This is a genomic window from Megalodesulfovibrio gigas DSM 1382 = ATCC 19364, assembly GCF_000468495.1.
GTDB lineage: Bacteria > Desulfobacterota > Desulfovibrionia > Desulfovibrionales > Desulfovibrionaceae > Megalodesulfovibrio > Megalodesulfovibrio gigas.
Genome location: NC_022444.1, coordinates 2,674,722 through 2,695,615, shown reverse-complemented (window position 1 = coordinate 2,695,615; position 20,894 = coordinate 2,674,722). Strand labels below are relative to the sequence as shown.

Genomic DNA, 20,894 nt, shown 5'->3' with positions numbered 1-20,894 from the left:
TGGGTTTGGTTGTCTGCGCATGAAAATCACCTACTTTGTCCACGATTGTTTTGCCCTGGAGTGGGGGGATCGGGTGTTCCTGTTCGATTATCCCGAGCCGCGGTTTCATCCTCCCGTCATGCAGGAGCTCGTGCGCCGCACCGTGGCGGATCGGCAGTGCATCTTCTGCATTTCCCACAGCCATCCTGATCATTGTTCGGAAGAAGTGCTGGCCCTGGGCCGGCTGTGCCGGCAGGCCACGTACATCGTTGCCGATGATGTGCCGGAGATGCTGCCAGCCTTCGATCCCGCCGTGCTCCCCGGGTGCCATGTGCTGGAGCCGGAGCAGACGGCCGTCATCGAGGAGATGACCGTGCAGACGTTGGAAAGCACGGACCTGGGCGTGGGCTATCTGCTGACCTGGCAGGGCCGGCGGGTCTGGTTCGGCGGGGATGTGGCGCATTGGGACTGGCCGCTGCTGGACGCCGCATCCCGGCATTTTGCGCGTCAGCATTTCGATGCGGTGCTGGCCGCGCTGGCCGCGCAACCCCTGCACCTGGCCTTCGCCAATGCCGATCCGCGGCTGGAGAACTTTTCCGGAGCCCTGGCATTGCTAAAAGAGGCGAATCCGGCATACTTTGTTCCCATGCACGCCTTCGGCGATCCCCGGCGGCTGCGGCTGTTCCAGGACGCAGCCCGGGGGGAGGGCGGTCGCACGGCTGACACATGCTTCTGCTATGAGCAGCCGGGCGATGTGTGGACCATTCCCGACTGAGGCGCAACGAGGCAGCATGATTGTAGACGTCAAACTCCTTTTGGAACGCTGTTCCGCACAACTCACGGAAGCCATGCAGGAAGCCGCGGCCCTGGCCAGCGGGCAGGCCCATGGCGAGGTGCTGCCAGAGCACCTGTTCCTGGCCATGTGCAGCACCCCGGAGACGGATCTGCTGGCCATCCTGGACGCCTGGCGCATGGATGCCGCCGCCTTTGCCGGGCTGCTGGAACGCAGTCTGGAGGCCCTGCCCTCGGGCACAACCGGCCGGCCGGTCATCTCGCACGAACTGGTCTCTCTGTTGCAAAAAGCCTGGCTGGTGGGCAGCCTGGAGTTTCAGGCGGAGAAGATCCGCACCGGCTTCGTGCTTCTGGCCCAGGCCCGGCTGCTGCGCCAGGATCCCGGCCGCACCATGCAGCAGCCCCGCAACGGCTGGATGCGTCCCCTGCGGGCCATAGCCCTGGATTCCCTGCGGCAACGGTTCAAGGACATCGTGGCCGGGAAGTCCCGGGAGGAAGACGCCGCCTCGGCGGCTGACGGCGCTGCCGGCCCTGTGCCCGGCACCGGCGAGAGCCTGCAGAAATACTGTGTGGACCTGACCGAGCGCGCCCGCCGCGGCGAGATCGATCCCGTCTTCGGCCGCGAGGACGCCATGCGCCGCATCGTGGACATCCTGGCCCGCCGCCGCAAGAACAATCCCCTGCTGGTGGGCGATGCCGGCGTGGGCAAGACAGCCGTGGTGGAGGGCCTGGCCCTGCGGCTGGTGGAGGCCGAGGCGCAAGGCTTCGATGCCTCGGGCCTGCCCGTCATGCTCAAGGGCGTGCGCATCCTGGCCCTGGACATGGGGGCCCTGGAAGCCGGCGCAGGCCTCAAAGGCGAGTTCGAAGAACGGCTCAAGGCCGTGGTGGAGGACCTGAAGGCCCTGGAAACACCGGCCATCCTGTTCATCGACGAAGCCCACACCCTCATCGGCGCGGGCGGACGTCCCGGCGCCGATGCCGCCAATTTTCTCAAGCCCACCCTGGCCCGCGGCGAAATCAAGCTCGTGGCCGCCACCACCTGGAGCGAGCACAAGCGGGTCTTCAGCCGCGATCCGGCCCTCTCCCGTCGCTTCCAGCCCGTGCCGCTGGAGGAACCCAGCCTGGAGACCACCGTGGAGATTCTGCGGGGGCTCAAGTCCAGGTATGAGGCGGATCACCGCGTCACCGTGCGCGACGATGCCGTGGTGGCTGCGGCCAAGTTCGCCAGCCGCTACATCCCGGATCGCTTTCTGCCGGACAAGGCCGTGGACCTCCTGGATACCGCCGCGGCCCGCGTCAAGGTCAGCCTCACCTCCAAGCCTGCAGCCCTGGAGCAGGTGGAGCAGCACATCCTGGATCTGCGCCGGCGTATCGAGGCCCTGACCCGGGACAAAAGCCATGGCCTGACCGTGGACGAGGACGCCCTGACCCGCGCCTGGCACGAGCTCAAGGAGCTCAAGACCCAGGCCTGGACCTATTCGGATCGCTGGCGCGCCGAGCAACAGCTGGTGGAGCAGCTCATCGAAATCCGCAGCCGGCTGCAGCAGGAGCGCACGGAGATGGGCATGCCCCGGGAGGCCACCCGGCAGGAAGCCATGCTGCTCCTGGGCCAGCTCAACGAGCTGCAACATGGTGCGCCACTGGTGCGCCACGAGGTGGACCCCGAAATGGTGGCCCAGGTGGTGCACGAGTGGACGGGCATTCCCCTGGCCAGCATCCTGCAGGATCAATACGCCGCCGTGCTGCAGCTGGAGCAGGCCCTGCACTCGCGCGTCAAGGGGCAGGGGCATGCGCTGGAGATCATCATCAAGGAAATCCAGGCCGCGGCCTCGGGCCTCAAGGACGAGTCCTCGCCCATGGCCGTGTTCCTGCTGGCTGGTCCCAGCGGCGTGGGCAAGACGGAGACCGCCCGCGCCCTGGCCGAGCTGCTCTTCGGCGGCGAACAGTCCCTGGTGCTGCTGAACATGGGCGAATACAGCGAAAAGCACAGCGTCAGCCGGCTCATCGGCTCCCCGCCGGGCTATGTGGGCTACGGTGAAGGTGGCGTGCTGACGGAAGCCGTCCGCCGTCGGCCGCATGCCCTGGTGCTTCTGGACGAGGCCGAAAAGGCGCATCCCGAAGTGCTGAATCTCTTCCACCAGGTCTTCGAGCAGGGGATGCTGTCGGATGCCGAGGGCCGTCCTGTGGACTTCCGCAACGTCCTGTTCATCCTCACCACCAATGCCGGTGCCGAAGCCGTGCTCACCGAGCCGGGACTGCGGGAACTCACCACCGTGCAGCGGGCCGAGCGGCTTCAGGCTGCAGTGTGGCCCTCCTTGCGGGAAGCCTATTCCGCCTCGCTGCTGTCTCGCATGACCGTGGCCGTGTTTGCGCCCCTGGAAACCGAGGCCCTGGCCGAAGTGGCCGAGCGCAAGCTGGCCCGGCTGGCCGCCCAGGCCCTGGTGAATGGCGCATTCGTGCTGCAGATTGCCCCGGAAGCGCCCCTGGCCCTGGCCGCCCGCTGCTGGGATCCCGAAAGCGGCGCCCGCAGCCTGGACAGGCTGCTGCACGCCGAGGTGTTGCCCCGGCTGGCGGCGGCGGCGCTCTCCCTCAAGGCGGCAGGCCAGCACCGCGCCGCCCTGACCCTGACCGTGGACGCGCAGGGAGCCGTCTCCATCATGCATCGTGCCCAACCCGTGCCGAATTCGGGACAAGTCTGGGCGGCGCCAGTCTCGCCAGTCTCGCCAGTTCCGCCAGTCTCGCCAGTTCCGCCAGTCTCGGCTGCAGCGGACGAACTGTCCGACTCGGCTGGCGGCGGGGAATCTTACGATGTCGTCTTCTCTGCCGGAAGCGGCCCGGCGGAATAAGTGACGGGATGGGACGCGCGGCAGCCGTTCCCAGCAGTGCGCTTTTCGTTGCCTTCATGGCCAAAGCTGGTAGGATGCAGGGGAGTACGGAACATCCTGCGATGCTCCTGCCTTGGAGCAAACAACCCGCAGCGCGCCCCGCGTAACGGCGCGTGCCAGGGAGGCCGCTCATGACTATTCGACCAGAAGAAGATCCCGGCTATTTTGACGAGTTCATCAGCGAGGAACAGCGGGTGCAACTGCATCAGCAGCAACAATGCAAACGGCACAGTGCCGAGGCGCCAGAGGATGATGTGGAGTGCCTGGAAGGCGAGGAAGTCGCCCCTCCTCCTGAGGAAGTGTAATTCATTTCCGGATGCAGCCTGCGGTCAGACGGCAATGGGAATGGCGCAAGGCGCGGTTTTTGCTAGTTCTCCGGGGGGAGCCGTCATCTTGACGTCCTCGCCCCCGGAGGGTGTGGCACGAAGTGCGATTAGCTGGCCGCAGGCTGCATGTTTTCTTTCTTGGAGACTGCTTCGGCCTTGACGCGGTCCAGCAGCTCGGCCATGGCTGGGATGACATGCTCGCGGATGTCGCCAGCCACGATGAGGTAGAGCACGTCGTCGCCGGGGGTCAGTGCGCCGTCGTGGCATTCCACGATGACGCGGAAAATCCCGGGCCGTTGCTCGATTTCCTGCCGCAGCAGTTCCATGCGCTCGCGGTCGGCGGCAATATCCACCACGGCCACGCTGCCGGGCTCCTTGCGGGACCAGCCGCGCACGACGCCGTTGTGCACGAGAATCATGCCGACATTGTCGGCAAACCCTGGAGTGGCCTTGAGTGCTTCAATGGTTTTGGTGATGTCCATGATGCTTCTCCTGCTGGCGAGAGGTGAAGGTGTTGCGCGTGCCAATGCACCGCTTCCGAGGCGATGATGGAACGCGAGCAGATTGCAGATCTCCTTAAAAAACTGCCGACCATGGCAAACAGTCGCATGTCCGGCTACGGGCATGCGGTGTGGATTTCCTGGCTCGGAGAGCAGTCGGCCGCCTTGTCCCAGACATTTCTGGACTACGGCGGTATCCACATGGCGTCCGAGCGGCATCAGTCCCTGTGGTTCTTTTTCACCACAGATGTCTTCCTGGCGCTGGCCCGCCTGGAAATCTGGGCCCGGCTCAACCCGCTGCCCGTGTTCGTGCAGGTGATGCCCGCCAACCTGCCTGTGGGCTTCAAGCTGGAAATCACCCTGAGCCTGGAAAGCTCCCTGACCCAGCAGCAGGCCCCGCCGGTGGACGAATTCACCGTGCTCGTGCATCCCAAAAGCGTGGAGGCCGCCAAGTCCATCCCCGGCCTCACCTTTACGGATATTCCCAAAACCCCCGGCCTGGCGCTGCAGTTGTGGAAGCGCTTCGGGGCTGATCCGCGGCTGCCTTACACCACCTCCCTGGGCTGGTATATGGTGCTCAAGCCGCTGGGAAGCGCCATCGACAAGTCGTTCCAATCCGGCTGGCGGGAGTTTTTCCACAGGGTGGAGCCCCTGACCAAACGCCTTAAGCTGCAGTATATTACCCACAATTTTTTTGTGATGCTTCCCTTGAGCAACTTACGGGAGTTGCGACAGTGGTGCAAGGAATTCCTGCTTCTTGTGGAGCAGGTAAAGCTTGAGGGCGGGCCGTACTGGCCGTGCGTGCAGGGTATTGTGGAGAAAAAAGGTCTGAATTTCAATACAGACCTGCACAAAAAAGTGCTCCTGGACTGGGATCAGCTGGCGCCGGATTTCCCGCACATGTCGTACCGCGCGGCCCTGCTGCTCGGGGAAGGGTTTCGCATCAACGATGTGCGCTTCAAGGTGGACGAGGGCTCCCTGGCGGACTGGTGCAACGTCTCCCTGGAAAGCGGGGAACGCAGCCAGGATACGGAACTGCGGGTGGAACTGCCTGCGCGGCTGGTGGTGGGGCCGCACGGCCACTGTTTTTATTGCGGCCAGCGCAGTCACCCCCTGCAGGAATGCCCCAGCCGTCAACTGGACGAACTGGACGCCGAAGTGTGGGAACGGCTGGCGCTGCTCAATTTTCCCGCCTTTGAGAGCGGGTTGCAAGAAGTGGACGGGTTGTTGGCCGCCAATCCGGACTCGCTGCCTACCCTGTTGCGGGAGGATCGCGTGCCTGCCCAGCTGGTGCGGGCCATGTTTGAAATCGGCTCCCTGTTTCAGTTCAGGATGCAGGCTGCGGTGTGGCGGGCCTTTGGTCGGGAATATCCCAGGGGACTGCACCAGATGGGCCCCAAGGCCAATGAGGCCAGCTGGGAGGGGCTGCAGTTGTTGCAGCAGGGGGATTTGGTCAATCTGGAACGGCTCATCACCAAGGAGCTGTTCCGGAACCCGCGCAGTTTTCCCTGCACCGTGCTGCGTGGCTATGCAGCCCTGGAGCGCAACGATCTGTTGCGGGCCATGCAGGTGTTTGCCGAAGTGGAAAAGCTGGCCACCACGCCGTTGCAGCAGAGTTCTGTGATTTTTTTGCAAGGCCGGGTGCTGGAAATCCAGAGCAAGCTGCAGCAGGCCTCCAATTATTACAAGCGGGCGATGCAGGTGTCCCCCCGCTGGCTGGATGCCTTGTATCGCCAGGGCGTGTGCCAGGTGAAGATGGGTTTTGCGGAACAGGCTTTCGGGCTGTTCCAGAATCTCATCATGCGCAACCCGAACTACTTTAACTACGCGTTGCTGGATCCGGAGCTGGAGCGCGGGCACATGCAGATGCTCGCGGCCCTCTCCGGATTGTGGCTCCAGGCCCAGGCGCGTGCCGAGGAAGAGCGCAGCCTTGCCGAGGCGCTGCGCAACGATCTGGGCAAGTGGTTTCCCGAAGGGCATCCGTTCCACACGGAGATGTCCGGGCGCATGACCGAGATGATGAAGCTGACGCAGGTGGAAAACTACGTGGCGTATGCCCGTCTTGCCCAGCAACGCGCCCTGCTGGGCAAGGAGATGATGATGCAGGTGGAGGAGGAGGGCCGGCGCATCAAGAAGCGGTTCACCAACTACCTGGACCGTCTCAAGGTGGTGCAGCGCGAGTCAAGCTGGTTCCCTTTCCCCAAGCTGCTGCTGGAGTTCAACAAGGAATTCAATTTCTGCGTCAAGAGCATCAACTGGTCCCACTCGCAGCATTTCCAGATGGCGGAAACGTTCCGCAAGGCAGCCGACTTGGTGGATACGGTGGACACCAAGATCGCCAACCTCGAAGACCGGCTCAAGACACTCAAGATTGTACGGGATTCCACGCTGTTCGTGATTCTCATGTTCCGCGGCTTCTTGTGGCTTGGTCTGGCCAGCATGCTGTTTTCCCTGCTGGCGCTGCCGCTGCTTGGATTCTACGGCAGCAGCATCGGCCTTGGCTGGGCCGAGGATATGACATTCCGGCAGCAGCTGGAACTGCAGGGGGGCCTGTTCGTCATCCTGGCCTTTCTTTCCCTGGCGCTTTCCGCAGTGCGCACGGCGCTGGTCTTCGACAAGCGCAAGGAAAAGATTTTCCGCGAGGCCGAGGCCTCGGCCCGCAAGATGACGGAAGCCCGCGCTGCCCAGCGCAGCCGTAACAGGGCGCTGCGTACCGGGAATCCTTCACCCTCGGCTCAGGCAGTGAGCAAGGCGCCGTCCAAAGCCAAAACCAAGCGGGGATGAGGATTTATTGCACGCAAGGCATTTTTTGCTTGACTCGGAACGGCATTCTGTCTATTTACCCCTTCTTCCGACATCCATCCAAGCGTCCCTGTGGAGGTTCGACGCATGGCCAATCACGATTCGGCGCTTAAGCGCCACCGGCAGAGCTTGAAGGCCCGTTTGCGCAACCGCGCCATGAAGACCCGTATCAAAAACGTCGTCAAGGCTGTGCGCTTGGCGGTTGACGACAAGAACATGGATGCCGCCAGCCTGGCTTTGAAGAATGCCACGGCCGTGCTGGACAAGGCAGCCACCAAAAAAGTGATCCACTGGCGCAACGCCTCCCGGCGTATCTCCCGCTTGCAGGTGGCCGTCAACGGCCTTTCTGCTGCCGGGGAAGACGCGTAAGGCGTCCGAAGCCGCCAGGCAGACAGCGCACCACGCGCCATTGCGCGCGGGGCGGTACACAACGTAGGGCATCCGTGGCCGGGTTCCTGGCTGCGGATGTCTTTTGCTGTCCCGTGCGTGCAAGGTGGCCCTGGCGGGCTGGATTTGCCAGGCGGCTTGCGGTACACCTTCCGGCATGGGATTTTTTACCAAAAAAGCCGCGACCGAACCCATGCGCATCATTATTGTGGGCGCAGGGGAGGTTGGCTATCATATTGCGCGCCGCTTGTCCCAGGAGGATAAGCAGGTGGTGGTTATCGACGTGCGGGCGGACGCTCTCAGGCGTCTGACTGACATTGCCGATGTGCAGACCATCCAGGGCTCGGGCTCCAGCCCCCGCGTGCTGGACGAGGCCGGCATCCACGACGCGAGCATCGTTCTCGCCGTGACCGACTCCGATGAGATCAACCTCATTGCCTGTTTTTTTGCCAACCTGCTTTCACCCAAGGCCCTCAAGCTGGCCCGCCTGCGCAACGAGGAATACACCCTCTACCGCGATGCCTTCTCCAGCGAGCTTCTGAACATCTCCACCATCATCAACCCTGAGGTGGAGGTTATCAAGAGCATTGAGCACATGATCGCCGTGCCCGGAGCCCTGGAGTTCATGGAGTTCGCGGCAGGCCGGGTCAAGATGGTGGGCATGCGGGTGGGGCAGGGGCCTCTCACGGGAGTGCGGCTGCCGCAACTGCGTTCGCGCATGGGCGAGTTGCGCTTCATCATCGCGGCCCTGGTGCGCGGCGAACGGGTGATCATCCCCACGGGCAAGGATTCCATCCAGCCAGACGACCTCGTCTATTTCGTCTGCCAGGAACAGGATTTGGCCGCCGTGAGCCGGGCGTTCGGTGCGGCCCAGCGCACGGTCAAGGATGTGCTGGTCATCGGCGGCGGCTCCACGGGCCTGCGCCTGACCGCCCGTTTTGAGGACAAAGGCTATCACGTGAAGCTGGTGGAGAAGGACCCCGCCCGCTGTGAGGTGCTGGCCGAACGGCTCAACCGCGCCATCGTGCTGCACGGCGACGGTACCGACCAGGAACTGCTGGCCGAGGAAAACGCCTCGGGCATGGATCTGGTGGTGTCCGTCACCGGGGATGAAGAAACGAACATCCTTTCCTCGCTGCTGGCCAAGTCCATGGGCGCGGGCAAGACCATCACCCGCATCAACAAAACCGCCTACCTGCCACTGTTGCGGGCCATTGGCATTGAGCACAGCTTCAGCCCCCGGCTCTCTGCGGTGAATTCCATCCTGCGCTACGTGCGGCGCGGCAAGATTCTGAGCTCCGTCTCCATCAAGGGCGACCAGGCCGAGGCCCTGGAGGCCGTGGTCCAGGAGAGCTCGCAGCTGGTGGGCATTCCATTGAAGGATCTGGATTTCCCCAGCGGGGCGCTTATCTTGTGCATTCTGCGGGGGGACGAGGTGCTGCTGCCCGGTGGAGAAACCCGATTGCAGCCCCAGGATCGCGTCATCCTCATCGCCCTGCGCACGGCCATGCCCAAAGTGGAGCAGGCCCTTTCCGCCACCACCGGAGCGGCATAAATGCGCCTGGGCAGAACCCTGTTTGTGGTGGGGGCCATTGTCTGCTGCGTGGGATTCTCCATGGCGTTTCCGCTGCTGTGGGGATTGATGCGCGGGGATGCCGGGGCCCTGCCCATGCTGCAAGCCATGCTGACGACGCTGCTCTGCGGCGGCGCACTGCTGCTTGGATTTCGTCGCAGCAGCCAGGATTCGCCCCTGGGGCACCGCGATGGCATGGCCATCGTCAGCCTGGGATGGGTGGCGGCGGGGGTGTGCGGCGCGTTGCCGTATCTGTTCGGCGGCGTGTGCGGCACCGTCACGGATGCGGTCTTCGAGTCCGTCTCCGGCTTCACCACCACCGGAGCTTCCATCCTGACGGATATCGAGGCCGTGCCCGAAAGCCTGCTGCTGTGGCGCAGCCTGACGCATTGGCTGGGGGGCATGGGCATCATTGTGCTGTCCCTGGCCATCCTGCCGTTTTTGGGGGTGGGGGGGATGCAGCTGTACAAGGCCGAGGCCCCCGGCCCCACGCCAGACAAGCTCAAGCCGCGCATCAAGGACACGGCGGCCATCCTGTGGAAGGTCTATGTGGGCATGTCTGCCCTGGAATGCGTGCTGCTGCTGCTGGGCGGCATGAGTTTATTTGATTCCCTGTGTCACACCTTTGGCACCATGGCCACAGGCGGCTTTTCCACCCGCAACAGTTCCGTGGCGGCCTACGACAACGCGTATATCTACTGGGTCATCACTGCCTTCATGTTCCTGGCGGGCATGAACTTTTCCTTGCATTACCGGCTGCTGTCCGGACACGCCAAGGACATATGGAAGGATGGCGAACTGCGGTTTTACGCCACCGTGGTGCTGGGCAGCACCGTGCTCATTGCCTGGAACATCTGGGGACGCCACTACGATGATGCCGCGGAGGCGTTGACGCAGAGCGCGTTTCAGGTCAGCTCCATCATCACCACCACAGGTTTTGCGACGGCGGATTTTGAGCAATGGCCGGCGTTTTCGCAGATGTTGCTGGTGCTGCTGATGTTTGTGGGCGGCTGCGCCGGTTCCACGGGCGGCGGCATGAAGGTGGTGCGCATCCTGCTCATGCTCAAGCATTGCTCCATGGAGCTCATCCGTCTGGTGCACCCGCGGGCAGTGCGGCATGTGAAACTGGGCGGACGCAATGTGCCACCCGAGGTGCTGTCCGGCGTGTGGGGGTTCTTCGGTCTGTACCTGTTCTGCTATGTCGCTACGTCACTGGCTCTGTCAGCCATGGATCTGGATATCGTCACCAGCTTCACGGCCACGCTGGCCTGCATCAGCAACATCGGGCCCGGGCTCGGTACGGTGGGACCGGCGGAAAACTTCTTCCATCTGCCGGCGGCAGCCAAGGTGCTGCTGACGTGGTGCATGCTCCTGGGACGTCTGGAGCTGTACACGGTGTTCATCCTGTTTGTGCCGGAATTCTGGCGCAAATAAAAACACGCCCCCTGCCGAGGCAGGAGGCGTGCATGCAAGCAGCGGGACGATGGACCTGTCAGGATGCCTGTGCAAGCCTAGGCGAGCTGGGCCAGCAAGGTATCCTTGATGGAGTCGATGGAGCCTTCGCCGTCCAGTTCGATGTAGACGAAGCCTTCCTTCGCAGCCATGTTCTTGTAGTAGTAGGCGGCGGCCAGGGTGCCATCCACGGTGTTGTAGTAGATGTCGTGGCGCTTGTTGATGGCGCCTTCGTCCTGGTCGTCGGCGCGGGCGGAAAGAGCACCACCGCACACACGGCACACGTCGCCGTTGGGCTTGATGGCCTCAATGAAAATGTTGTTGGGATGATTGGGATTGTTCTTGCAGATGCGGCGGCCCATGATGCGGTTCTTGGCCACTTCGCGCGGGAGGAGGATTTCGATCACAAAGTTGATCTTCATCCCCTTTTCCTGCAGGGCTTCAAAGAGCTTCTGTGCCTGCACGGTGTTGCGGGGGAAGCCGTCCAGCAGCCAGCCGTCCTTGCCCTTGGATTCCAGGGTTTCCAGCACCATGGGGATGGTGATGTCGTCGGGCACCAGGTCGCCGCGATCGATGAATTCCTTGGCTTTCTTGCCAAGCTCGGTACCGCCGCCGATGTGTTCACGGAAAATGCCGCCGGACTCGATGTGAGCCAGGCTGTATTTGTCCTTCACAAGGTTGCCCTGGGTACCTTTGCCGCTGCCGTTGGGCCCGAAAATCAAGATATTCACGCGTTCTCCTCCTTGGCGGGAAATTGTGGAACACTTAGACCCGGATTGGGGAGCTTGTCAATGTGAATTCGTTCTCAAGGTGAGGTGGCCGCGGCGTCTGGCGCAGAAAAGTGCAGGCCCTGGGACAGCACCCGGGCCGTGACCCGGCCAGGGAAATGGAATACCGCGCCAATTCGGCCGGCGGTGAACGCCGCCTCCAGGGCGAGGAGGGTTTCCAACTGCGGCGCTCCCAGGGCCAGACGCTCCAGGGCGCGCTTGCAGCAGCGCAGGCGGATGGCGGCATCCACGGATCGCAATGCGGTTGCCGGCAACAGCAGACTGGTGCCGCCATGGTCAGGGAGTGCGGGGGCGGCGTCCATCGCCATGGAAAAATGCCTGGCATCCAGCTGGGCAAGCAGCCAAAGTCCTGCAACCTGAGAAAGATAGGAAGGATTCTCCGCCAGGAACAACGGCAGGATCGTATTGCGGATGCGATTGCGGAAAAAACGCGGGTCCTCGTTCATGGGATCATTGCGAAAGGGCAATCGCAGTGTGCTGGCCAGTTCCAGCAGGGCGGCTTTGGGCTGCAGGAGCAGGGGACGCAGCACGCCGGACGCCGCATCGCAGCCGGCCATGCCGCCCAAGGCCGGCCAGCCTGCGCCGCGAAGCTGCCGCATGAGCTGGTCTTCCGCCAGATCGTTCAGCTGATGCCCGGTGACGATCCATTGCGCCCCGTGGTCCGAACGCACCCGGGCCAGAAACTCCTGCCGGGCCAGCCGGCCGGCTTCCTCCAGGCCCATGCGCTGCTGCGCGGCCAGGGCGGCAACGTCCATCCTTTGTGAAATGCACTGGATATCAAGATGGTGGCACAGTTGCGCCACGGCGGCCTGGTCCGCAGCGGCGTCGGGCCGCAGGCCATGATCCAGATGGGCCGCCACCAGCGAGAACCCCCCGCGCACGCGCAGGGCATGCAGCATGGCCAGCAGGGCCATGGAGTCCGGCCCGCCGGAGCAGGCCACCACCAGCCGCGTGCCGGAAAGCACAATCCCCAGGGTCTCGGCCACGAATCGTTCCACGGCCAGACAGCGATGGGCCAGGGGCGGCGGGAGATCTTGCAGGCGCAGGGAAGGGATGTCCGGGACGGCGAGGGGCAGCAGGGTGTGTCTCCCAGGAATCGTTTGCGGAAGATCTGGGCGAGGAGGGAAACCTGTTAAAAAAATTCCCCCCGCGCGTGCTCCCCTTCAGAAAGAACAGAATGCTTTAGAGCACGTTGTTTTTGAAAAGAACTCTCGGGGGAAAACCTNAGGTTTCCCCTCTCGCAATGTCCTTTTTCAAAATTAAAATGCCTTAGGCTGGAATATCAAGCTCTTTCAGGAGGTTGTCAAAATAGTTCACCATGTGCTCGCGCTGGGCCGGGGTGCAGTAGGCAATGCAGGAGCAGCGCAGGGGGCCGCGGCCGCGCACCAGGAGTTCCAGACGCAGGTAGTCCTCGCCGCACTCCAGGGCCAGGCTGTGTGGGCCGCATTCGGCGTCGTGGGCCAGCTGTTCTTCGGTCAGCAGGGACTTGGGCAGCGGCAGCCAGAAGAGGTCGTCCAGGGCGCTTTCACAGCCCATGTCCTTGCAGCGTTTGGCCACCCGTTTGACATGATCAGGGTCGATCTGTTCCACCAAATACACGCGCATGGCTAGTCTCCGGAATCCACATGGTTGCAGGCGCCGCAGCCCTCGCGGGGCGGGCGTCGGTCCTGGTGCGCGTCCGGGGGCACCCGTTCGTCGTCCAGGTTGAACATGCGCCGGGTGATGTCGATGTAGCGGCGGGCGCTGTCTTCTTCCTCGGCGCGGCGTTTCAGGAACGTAATGGGCTGGCTGTACAGCTTGCGGACCAGGGAATCCACCAGCATTTCGAGGGCGAGTTCCACATCGGCGTCGTCGTGAGTCTTGCCGTTGGCCTTGATGCGCTTGAGGGTCTTGGCCAGCTCGCGGCGGCCCAGTACCCGGCCCTGGTCCAGCAGGTCCTTGATGGTGGGGGTCAGGTCCAAGGATTTGAGCCAGATGCCGAACTTCACCGCCTCCTGGGCCACAATGCCCCGGGCCTTGACGGCTTCGCCCTGGCGCTGGGCCAGATTCTCTTCCACCACTTCGTTCAAGTCGTCGATATCATACAGATAGACATTGTCCAGGTGGTTGACGTCGGGGTCGATGTCCCGCGGCACGGCAATGTCGATGAAGAACATGGGCCGGTTGCGCCGTTTTTTGAGCACCGGCTTGAGATCCTTGGCCTTGAGGATGGCCGTGGGCGCGCCGGTGGAGCTGATGATGATGTCCACCTCGTGCAGACGCTCGTGGAGCAGCTCAAAGGGCACAGCCTCGCCGCGGAACTGTTCGGCCAAGTGCACGGCCCGTTCCAGGGTGCGGTTGGCCACGAAGATTTTCTGAATGCCCGAGGTCAGCAGGTGGGTGGCGGCCAGTTCTGCCATTTCCCCCGCGCCGATGAGCATGGCCTGACGGTCGTGCATTTCGCCGAAAATCCGCTTGGCCAGCTCCACGGCAGCGTAGCTGATGGACACGGCCGAGCCGCCGATGGCGGTTTCGGTCCGTACGCGCTTGGCCACGGAAAACGCCTTGTGCAGCAGCCGGTTGCAGATAACACCCGTGGCGTTCTGGGCCACGGCCTTGCGGTAGGCGTCCTTGAGCTGGCCCAGGATTTGCGGTTCACCCAGGACCATGGAATCCAGGCTGCAGGCCACGCAATACAGGTGCTGCACGGCCTCCAGCTGCTCGTGGATGTACACATAGGGCCGCAATTCGTCTGCGGTTGCGCCTTTGAGTCCGGCCCAGCGCTCCAGCACGGCTTCCACGGTCTCGGCGCCAGGGCCAACGGCCAGCACTTCCACGCGGTTGCAGGTGGAAAGGACCACCACTTCCCGCAGGTGCTTGCCCACGGGGAACAACGGCGGCGGCGGGGCGTCCGGGTCTGGCTCGACGGCGGGCAGGTCCTCAGGGGGAGGCGGACACACGCCGGCCAGGGCGAACTTTTCCCGCACTTCCACCGGCGCGGTTTTGTGGTTGAGACCAATGAGATAGATGGACAGGGTCATGGACGCTCCATCAGACCGTGGTGGCTTTGCAGGAAGAAGTTCACGCCGGCGATGGAGACCACAGCCAGGGCGAAGAGCAGCATGGCCAGCTTCGCCGGCCGTTTGCCGCGCCAGTCCAGAAACAGCCTGCCGTAAAAGAGCCAGGCGAACAGGGCCCAGATGGCCAGGGACATGAATTCCTTGGGATCCGCAGACAACACCTTGCCCCAGGTGAGGCGCGCGAACACGAACCCCGTGAGCATGCCCAGGGTGAACAGCGGAAAGCCCAGGCAGACGGCCCAGTGGTTCACGCGGTCCAGGGCTGCTAGGCCGGGCATGTCTTGCAGAAAGCCCGCCAGCCGGGCCTTGGTTTTGATCTTGCGTTCCTGATGCACGAACAGCAGCCCGGCCCCGCAGGCCACGGCCAGCAGGGCAATGCTGGCAAACAGCACGCCGATGTGCAGGGTGAAAAAGAGGCCGTGCAGCGCCTTGGGCATCTGCACCGTGCCCTGGGCATGGTTGATGGACGACGCAAACAGCAGCAGCGCCACTGGCGACACCGTCAACGAGAGGAAATCCCAGCGCAGCCGGTGCCACAACAGGAAGGACACCGCCAGCACGCACCAGGAGAGCATCTTCAGATATACCCCGGTGGACCATTCCACAATCGTCTCCGTGGCAAAGAAGTGGCCCAGGAGCAGGGTGTGGAGCAGGAATCCGCCAAAGGCCACGCGCACCGCGGCGCGGCGCAGGCCGGGCCGGCGTCGCAAGGCCCCGAACAAGGATAAGCCCGTGGCGGCGAGATAGGCCAACACGATGAGGAAGTAGGCGAAAAGGAATAGACTCATGCAGACATCCCGGATGGTTGACTGTCGGTCACGCTGCCCGCAAGCATGGATTCCAGGCCGTCATGCACGGCCATGGGCGTCAGCGGCCGGACGATGGCCAGGGCCGTCGGTACGTCCCCGCGACGCAGGGCGTCGGCGAGATCCTCCCGCAGCAGGGAGCGGAACACCACCGCATTCTCGGACGACGGCTGGCCCAGCTCCAGCAGCGCCGGCCGCAGCAGGCCCAGAAACTGCGCCAGCCCGGCCCATTTGCCCAGGGCCGCGGCCAGTTCGTGCTTCACCACCCGGGCCAGGGCCGGGCTCTGCCCCTGGGTGGAAAAGGCGGCCATGAGCCCGCCGGATACCGCCAGAGAGGGGACAATGCAATCCCCGCTGGCCGGCGCATCCACCACATTGCAGAGCACGCCGCGCGCCCGGCACAGGGCGGCAATGCGCTGGTTCTCCTCCCGGCTGCCCGTGGCCGCGAACACCAGGAAGCATCCGTCCAAATCCGCATCCGCCAGTACCCGACGGGCAATGGCGATGCGGCCAGCCTGCAGCAACGGTGCAATCTCCCGCTCAAAATCGGCATCCAGGGGGGCGGTGTCAAGCAGAAGAATGGATGCGGGCCCGGCGGGGAGCAGCCCCCGGCATTTTCGGCGGCCCACATCGCCCAGGCCGGCTACGATGCAGCGACGGTCCGCGAGATTCAGAAACAGCGGGTAGTAGCGCATGGCGAGTCAGTATCAGAGCCGGGCCGCGCTGTACATCCGTTCCGGGGGCTCCGGGTTCAACTTGAAGGCCTGCCATTCTTGGGATAGGGTGCGGCGATGCCTGCCCCCTCGCGCGCCCTTGTTCTGCAACTGGCCCGGTTTGGCGATCTCGTCCAGACGCGGCGACTCATTGCGTCCCTGCTGGCCGACGGCCGGGAGACGCATCTGCTGGTGGATCATTCCCTGGTCCCCCTGGCCCGACTGGTGCACCCCGAATGCGAGGTCCACGGCGTGGCGGCCCATGCCCTGCCTGCGCCGGCCGCGGTGCTGGCCGAGGTGCGCCGCACGGTGGAGGCGCTGCGCGCCCTGGAATTTCAGACCATCTACGCCCTGAATTTTTCTCCCCTGGCCGAGGCCCTGGTGGCGGCCTTTCCCGAGGCGCACTGCCGGGGCTATGCTTGGCGGCAGGGCCAGCTGCTGCGCGCGCCGTGGCTCTCCCTGGCCTTCCGCTGGGCGGGCCGACGGGCCGTGGCCCCCTGCAATCTGGCCGATCTGTGGGCGCATCTGCACGAAGATCCCCTCGCGCCGTCCCTGGTGAACCCACCGGCCGCGCCCAAGGGGGGCGGGCTGGGCGTGGTCATGGCCGGCAGAAACGCCCGGCGTTCCCTGCCGCCGTCGGTGCTGGCGGGGTGTGTGGCGGCGCTGGTGCACCGTCTGGGCAAATCCGTCCCCATCCATCTGCTGGGCAGCACGGCGGAGTCTGCGGCGGCCAGGGCCTTGCTGGAGGCCCTGCCGCGGAATCTGCGGGGACAGGCGCGCGATGTCACGGGCCGCACCGACTGGGCCGCCCTGCACGGGCTGGTGGGCGGACTGGATTGCGTGCTCACGCCGGACACGGGAGTGATGCATCTGGCGGCCCGGCTGGGGGTGCCGGTGGTGGCGACATTCCTGTCTTCGGCCTGGGCCTGGGAGACGGGCCCCTACGGGCAGGGCCATACCGTGTGGCAGGCCACGCTGGAGTGCGCACCGTGTCTGGAGTCTCAGCCGTGCCACCATCGCACTGCCTGCCTTGCGCCGTTTTCCGACCGCGCTTTGCTGCGTCTGCTGAGCATGGACAAGGGGGACCCACCTGCCGGAGTGGTCCGGCTGGCCTCCACCCTGGACGAGCTGGGCTGCGATTTCACGGCCACAGCCGGGCAGGATCCTCATGCCGCGTCGCGGCGGCGCTGGCGCGAGACCGTGATGGCGGACCGCAGGCTTGCGGCGCAGATCTCGCCCGGGGCGGCGGCGGTGGCGGAGCATCTCTATCAGGAACCGGACTGGACGGTGCATGCCCAGGGCTGCACGGAGGCTTGCTGATGACCATTTCCCGCCCCTTGCGCGTGCTTGTGGTGCAGCCCATGTACGGCGGCTCCCTGCCCGTGGCGCGGTATGCGGCCTCGGGGCTGCGGTCCCTGGGGCATCTGGTGGAAGAGTTCGACGCCCCGGACTTTCACAGCGCATTCACGGCCCTGAAACGTCTGCGGGTGACGCTGGATCGCCTGGAACACCTGGAGAACAGCTTCCTGCAGGTGGTGTCCCAGGCCATCCTGGCCAAGGTGGAGACCTTCCGGCCGGATCTGGTCCTGGCCCTGGCCCAGGCCCCGCTTTCCCGTCAGGCCCTGCGGCGGCTGCGCAGCGCCGGCACGGCCACGGCCATGTGGTTTGTGGAGGACTTCCGCCTGTTCACGTACTGGCGCGCCTTTGCGCCGTTGTACGACTTTTTTTTCGTCATCCAGAAGGAACCCTTCCTCACTGCCTTGCAGGAGATCGGCGTGGCCAACGCCAGCTACCTGCCCCTGGCGGCGGATCCGGCGTTCCACAAGCCCACGCCGTTGACGCCCCTGGAGCAGCACCAGTTCGGCAGCGCCGTATCCTTTCTGGGGGCCGGCTACCCCAACCGGCGGGAGGCCTTCAAGCATCTGCTGGGCATGGATTTCCGCCTTTGGGGCAGCGACTGGGAAGACTCCGCCGCCCTGCGCCAGGTGTTGCAGCGCGGCGGGGCGCGCATCGCCCCGGAAGAGGCGGTGAAGATCTTCAACGCCACGGCCGTGAACGTGAACCTGCATTCCAGCGTGAAGGCAGACCCGCCGGTGCAGCCCGGGGATTTCGTCAACCCCCGCACCTTCGAGCTGGCCGCCTGCGGGGCCTTTCAGGTGGTGGATGCGCGGTCGCTGCTGCCCGAACTGTACGCCCCGGACGAGCTGGCCACCTTCTCCACGTTGCAGGAAATGAAGGATCTGATCCAGGCCTCCCTGGCCGATCCCACCGCCCGTCAGGCCATGGCCGCCAAGGCCCGGGCGCGGACCCTGGCCGAACACACCTACGCCGCCCGCATGCAGCGATTGCTGGAGGTGGTGGCCGAGCGACGGCCCGGCTGGCCGGCCGATGCGGAGCAGCAGCCCGGCGCAGGGCAGGCCGGCGCCGCCAATCCCCTGCGGGATCTGCCGCCGGATCTGCAGGCTGCCGTGCGGCAGCGTCTGGAGTCCCTGGGAGCGCCGCCGGACGCACCGTTCAAGGATGTCATCTGGCGGCTGCGGCAGCAGCCCGGCGAACTGGGCAGCCTGGATACGGCCCTGCTGTATCTGGATGCCCTGCAACGTCAGTACAGCGGCGAGTGACAGACGGTATCCCAACGAGGAGCGCAGCATGACACGAGCAGATACGATTCGGCATGAGGGCGAAGCGGCCCCGGCGGCGGTGCGTCTTGAAACCGCCTGGCCCAGGGTGCAGGCGGTGTTGCAGGCGGCATGGACGCATTCCGCGGAGTTCCGGGCCCGCATGGCGGCGGCCGGCATGTCCCTGGCGGATGTCCGATCCTGGGAGGAGTTTGCCCGCATTCCGCCCATCCGCAAAAAGGATCTGATGGACTGGCAGCAGCGCGAGGGGCTGGGCGCGTTGACGTCCGTGGAGCTGGGCCGGCTGTCCCGCATTTTCATGTCTCCGGGACCGCTGTTCGATCCCGAAGGCCGCAGCTCGGACTTCTGGGGCTGGACAGACGCCTTCCATGCCGCCGGCTTCCGCGCCGGAGATGTGGTCCAGATGACCTTCGGCTATCACCTGACCCCGGCCGGCCTGATGCTGGAAGAGCCCCTGCGCGAGATCGGCTGCGCCGTCATTCCCGCCGGGCCGGGCAACACCCAGACGCAGATCGATCTGCTGACCCGCCTGCCCGTGACCGGCTTTGTGGGCATGGCCAGCTATCTGAAGGTCATCAAGGATACCGCCAGATCCCAGGGCCTGGACCCGGCCGAGGCCTTCCGGCTCAAGGTGGCCTTTGTGGCTGCGGAGCGGTTGCCGGAGTCCCTGCGTCGGGAGCTGGAAGAGGAGCTGGGCATGGTGGTGCGCCAGGGCTACGGCACGGCGGACGTGGGCTGCATCGCCTACGAATGCCGGCAGCTCACGGGCATGCATCTGGCCGCCCGGGCGCATGTGGAAATCTGCGATCCCGCCACCGGCGCGCCCCTGCCGGCCGGGGAGCTGGGCGAAGTGGTGGTGACGCCGTTTCCCACGGAATACCCCCTGGTGCGCCTGGCCACGGGAGATCTCTCCATGCTGGACGACGCGCCCTGCGCCTGCGGCCGCAGCGCACCCCGGCTGCAGGGGATCCTGGGCCGCGTGGACGATACGGCCAAGGTCAAGGGACAGTTCATCTATCCGCACCAAGTGGCCCAGGCACTGGCGGGGTACGCCGAGATGCTGCGCTGGCAGGTGGTGGTGGAAAATCCCGACGGCCGGGATGCGCTGACCCTCCTGGTGGTCGCGCCGGACTCGATTTCCTGCGAGGCTGTGGCGGCGTCCTTCCAGGCTGTATGCAAGCTGCGGCCCCGGGTGCAGCGCCTGGATCCGGCGGCGTGCGGGGAAACACTGCCCGAGAACGCGCCCCGGCTGGTGGATCGGCGGACGTGGTAGGACTGCAGTAATTGCAACAAGGCCTGCGGCAAGCGTCGCAGGCCTTGTTGATGGGATTGCGGGAATCAGGCGGCTTACGGCAGGATGCCCTCGGCCTTGAGGATGGTCTTGACGATCTGCTGCCGCAGGCCGTACTGCTCCGGGCCGGCGACATCGATATTCAGGGCGAAGAACCAGACCTTCTCGCCGCGCTCCACCCAGCCCACCCACCAGCCGATGTGCGGCGTGTCTTGGACGGCCACGCCGGTCTTGGCGCGCAGGGTCCAGCCGTGTCCCTGTTCCACCACCATGATATCCTTCACCATGGCCATGGTGCGTCTGGAAAAGGGCAGCCGATTGTGGTACAGGCGCTGCAGGAAGTCGAGCTGCTCCCGGGCGGAGATGCGCAGGGCTCCGCGCAGCCAGAAGGAATCGATCTCGCCGCCGATGTTCGCATTGCCGTAGCGCGCCTGCTGCACGTATTTCTGCATGCGCTCGTGTCCGATCCGGCGGGCGAGCTCCTGAAACACCGGCACGCTGGAGGCGGCAAAGGCCTCCTGCAGCGTGAGATCCCTGTTCCAGGCCGCGACGGAATGCGTGACGCCGTTCCAGGGAAAGACCTGATCCGGCCCGCTGGCCACGCCCGTTTCCAGGGCGATGCAGGCATTGAGGATTTTGAAGGTGGATGCCGGGAGCATGGGCGTGGCGGCCCGGGCCGGGTTGTACACCTGCACGGCATCGGCGCCGTCGTGCAGCAGCACCATGGTTCCCTGGGCAGGCTGGAGACCGGCCTGCTGGAACGCCTGCCCCCACTGGGGGCGTTCGATGGTGGCGGAAGGGGCCTGCCTGCGTCCGGCGCAGGCGCAGAGCAGCACAAGGCAGCACAGCATCGTCAACAAGAGGGTGGAAGCGCGTTTCATGTATCCAGCTCGAAGGGGTAT

At 64.8% G+C, this 20,894-nt stretch carries 18 protein-coding genes; 10 read left to right on the top strand and 8 right to left on the bottom strand.

Going from position 1 to position 20,894, the window contains the following annotated elements; translation table 11 throughout:
• Nucleotides 1-19 precede the first annotated feature (19 nt).
• The 3 genes from DGI_RS11835 (at nucleotide 20) to DGI_RS18800 (ending at nucleotide 3,961) form a co-directional block, all read left to right on the top strand.
• Nucleotides 20-754: an MBL fold metallo-hydrolase gene (locus tag DGI_RS11835; protein ID WP_021761310.1), complete on the top strand. Its 735-nt coding sequence runs from the start codon at nucleotides 20-22 to the stop codon at nucleotides 752-754.
• Between the two features lie 16 nt (nucleotides 755-770).
• Nucleotides 771-3,617, top strand: coding sequence for a type VI secretion system ATPase TssH (tssH, locus tag DGI_RS11830; protein WP_021761309.1), 2,847 nt, complete (start codon nucleotides 771-773; stop codon nucleotides 3,615-3,617).
• A gap of 170 nt (nucleotides 3,618-3,787) precedes the next feature.
• Entirely contained in the window at nucleotides 3,788-3,961 is a 174-nt protein-coding gene (locus tag DGI_RS18800) for a hypothetical protein (protein WP_154661676.1), read from the top strand.
• Nucleotides 3,962-4,089: 128 nt separating this feature from the next.
• On the opposite strand, the gene DGI_RS11825 is transcribed toward DGI_RS18800, so the two are convergent.
• Complete coding sequence (locus DGI_RS11825) at nucleotides 4,090-4,464, bottom strand: molybdenum cofactor biosynthesis protein MoaE (RefSeq protein ID WP_021761308.1); 375 nt, start codon at nucleotides 4,462-4,464, stop codon at nucleotides 4,090-4,092.
• Between the two features lie 111 nt (nucleotides 4,465-4,575).
• On the opposite strand from DGI_RS11825, the gene DGI_RS11820 reads away from it, so the two are divergent.
• From DGI_RS11820 to DGI_RS11805, 4 genes are all read left to right on the top strand, one after another.
• Complete coding sequence (locus tag DGI_RS11820) at nucleotides 4,576-7,266, top strand: tetratricopeptide repeat protein (protein ID WP_144284184.1); 2,691 nt, start codon at nucleotides 4,576-4,578, stop codon at nucleotides 7,264-7,266.
• 105 nt (nucleotides 7,267-7,371) lie between these two features.
• A complete protein-coding gene (gene rpsT, locus DGI_RS11815) occupies nucleotides 7,372-7,653 on the top strand; it encodes a 30S ribosomal protein S20 (RefSeq protein WP_021761306.1) in 282 nt (93 codons plus the stop codon).
• A gap of 211 nt (nucleotides 7,654-7,864) precedes the next feature.
• Nucleotides 7,865-9,226, top strand: coding sequence for a Trk system potassium transporter TrkA (trkA, locus tag DGI_RS11810; protein WP_034607993.1), 1,362 nt, complete (start codon nucleotides 7,865-7,867; stop codon nucleotides 9,224-9,226).
• Nucleotides 9,227-10,678 (top strand): TrkH family potassium uptake protein, encoded by a 1,452-nt coding sequence (locus DGI_RS11805; protein WP_021761304.1) that lies wholly within the window; start codon nucleotides 9,227-9,229, stop codon nucleotides 10,676-10,678. It abuts the gene before it with no gap.
• Between the two features lie 77 nt (nucleotides 10,679-10,755).
• Here DGI_RS11805 and DGI_RS11800 read toward each other — a convergent pair whose 3' ends face one another.
• From DGI_RS11800 to DGI_RS11775, 6 genes are all read right to left on the bottom strand, one after another.
• Nucleotides 10,756-11,427 (bottom strand): adenylate kinase, encoded by a 672-nt coding sequence (locus DGI_RS11800; RefSeq protein ID WP_021761303.1) that lies wholly within the window; start codon nucleotides 11,425-11,427, stop codon nucleotides 10,756-10,758.
• Nucleotides 11,428-11,501: 74 nt separating this feature from the next.
• On the bottom strand, nucleotides 11,502-12,470 hold the full coding sequence (gene tilS / locus DGI_RS11795) for a tRNA lysidine(34) synthetase TilS (protein WP_235619971.1): 969 nt from the start codon (nucleotides 12,468-12,470) through the stop codon (nucleotides 11,502-11,504).
• 283 nt (nucleotides 12,471-12,753) lie between these two features.
• Complete coding sequence (locus tag DGI_RS11790; RefSeq protein WP_021761300.1) at nucleotides 12,754-13,089, bottom strand: hypothetical protein; 336 nt, start codon at nucleotides 13,087-13,089, stop codon at nucleotides 12,754-12,756.
• Between the two features lie 2 nt (nucleotides 13,090-13,091).
• A complete protein-coding gene (gene hemA / locus DGI_RS11785; RefSeq protein WP_021761299.1) occupies nucleotides 13,092-14,504 on the bottom strand; it encodes a glutamyl-tRNA reductase in 1,413 nt (470 codons plus the stop codon).
• Nucleotides 14,501-15,331: a cytochrome C assembly family protein gene (locus tag DGI_RS11780; RefSeq protein WP_021761298.1), complete on the bottom strand. Its 831-nt coding sequence runs from the start codon at nucleotides 15,329-15,331 to the stop codon at nucleotides 14,501-14,503. The genes hemA and DGI_RS11780 overlap by 4 nt, the downstream gene beginning before the upstream one ends.
• Nucleotides 15,328-16,044 (bottom strand): precorrin-2 dehydrogenase/sirohydrochlorin ferrochelatase family protein, encoded by a 717-nt coding sequence (locus tag DGI_RS11775; protein WP_021761297.1) that lies wholly within the window; start codon nucleotides 16,042-16,044, stop codon nucleotides 15,328-15,330. The genes DGI_RS11780 and DGI_RS11775 overlap by 4 nt, the downstream gene beginning before the upstream one ends.
• 96 nt (nucleotides 16,045-16,140) lie before the next feature.
• On the opposite strand from DGI_RS11775, the gene DGI_RS11770 reads away from it, so the two are divergent.
• Genes DGI_RS11770 through DGI_RS11760 form a run of 3 tightly spaced genes read left to right on the top strand, consistent with a single transcriptional unit; the run spans nucleotide 16,141 to nucleotide 19,974 of the window.
• Entirely contained in the window at nucleotides 16,141-17,382 is a 1,242-nt protein-coding gene (locus tag DGI_RS11770) for a glycosyltransferase family 9 protein (protein ID WP_021761296.1), read from the top strand.
• On the top strand, nucleotides 17,382-18,683 hold the full coding sequence (locus DGI_RS11765; protein ID WP_021761295.1) for a CgeB family protein: 1,302 nt from the start codon (nucleotides 17,382-17,384) through the stop codon (nucleotides 18,681-18,683). Before DGI_RS11770 ends, DGI_RS11765 begins: the two co-directional genes overlap by 1 nt.
• 28 nt (nucleotides 18,684-18,711) lie before the next feature.
• Nucleotides 18,712-19,974: a phenylacetate--CoA ligase family protein gene (locus DGI_RS11760; RefSeq protein WP_021761294.1), complete on the top strand. Its 1,263-nt coding sequence runs from the start codon at nucleotides 18,712-18,714 to the stop codon at nucleotides 19,972-19,974.
• A gap of 74 nt (nucleotides 19,975-20,048) precedes the next feature.
• Here DGI_RS11760 and blaOXA read toward each other — a convergent pair whose 3' ends face one another.
• The gene (gene blaOXA, locus DGI_RS11755; RefSeq protein ID WP_034607982.1) at nucleotides 20,049-20,873 is read right to left on the bottom strand and encodes a class D beta-lactamase; all 825 of its coding nucleotides are present in this window, start codon (nucleotides 20,871-20,873) and stop codon (nucleotides 20,049-20,051) included.
• Nucleotides 20,874-20,894 lie beyond the last annotated feature (21 nt).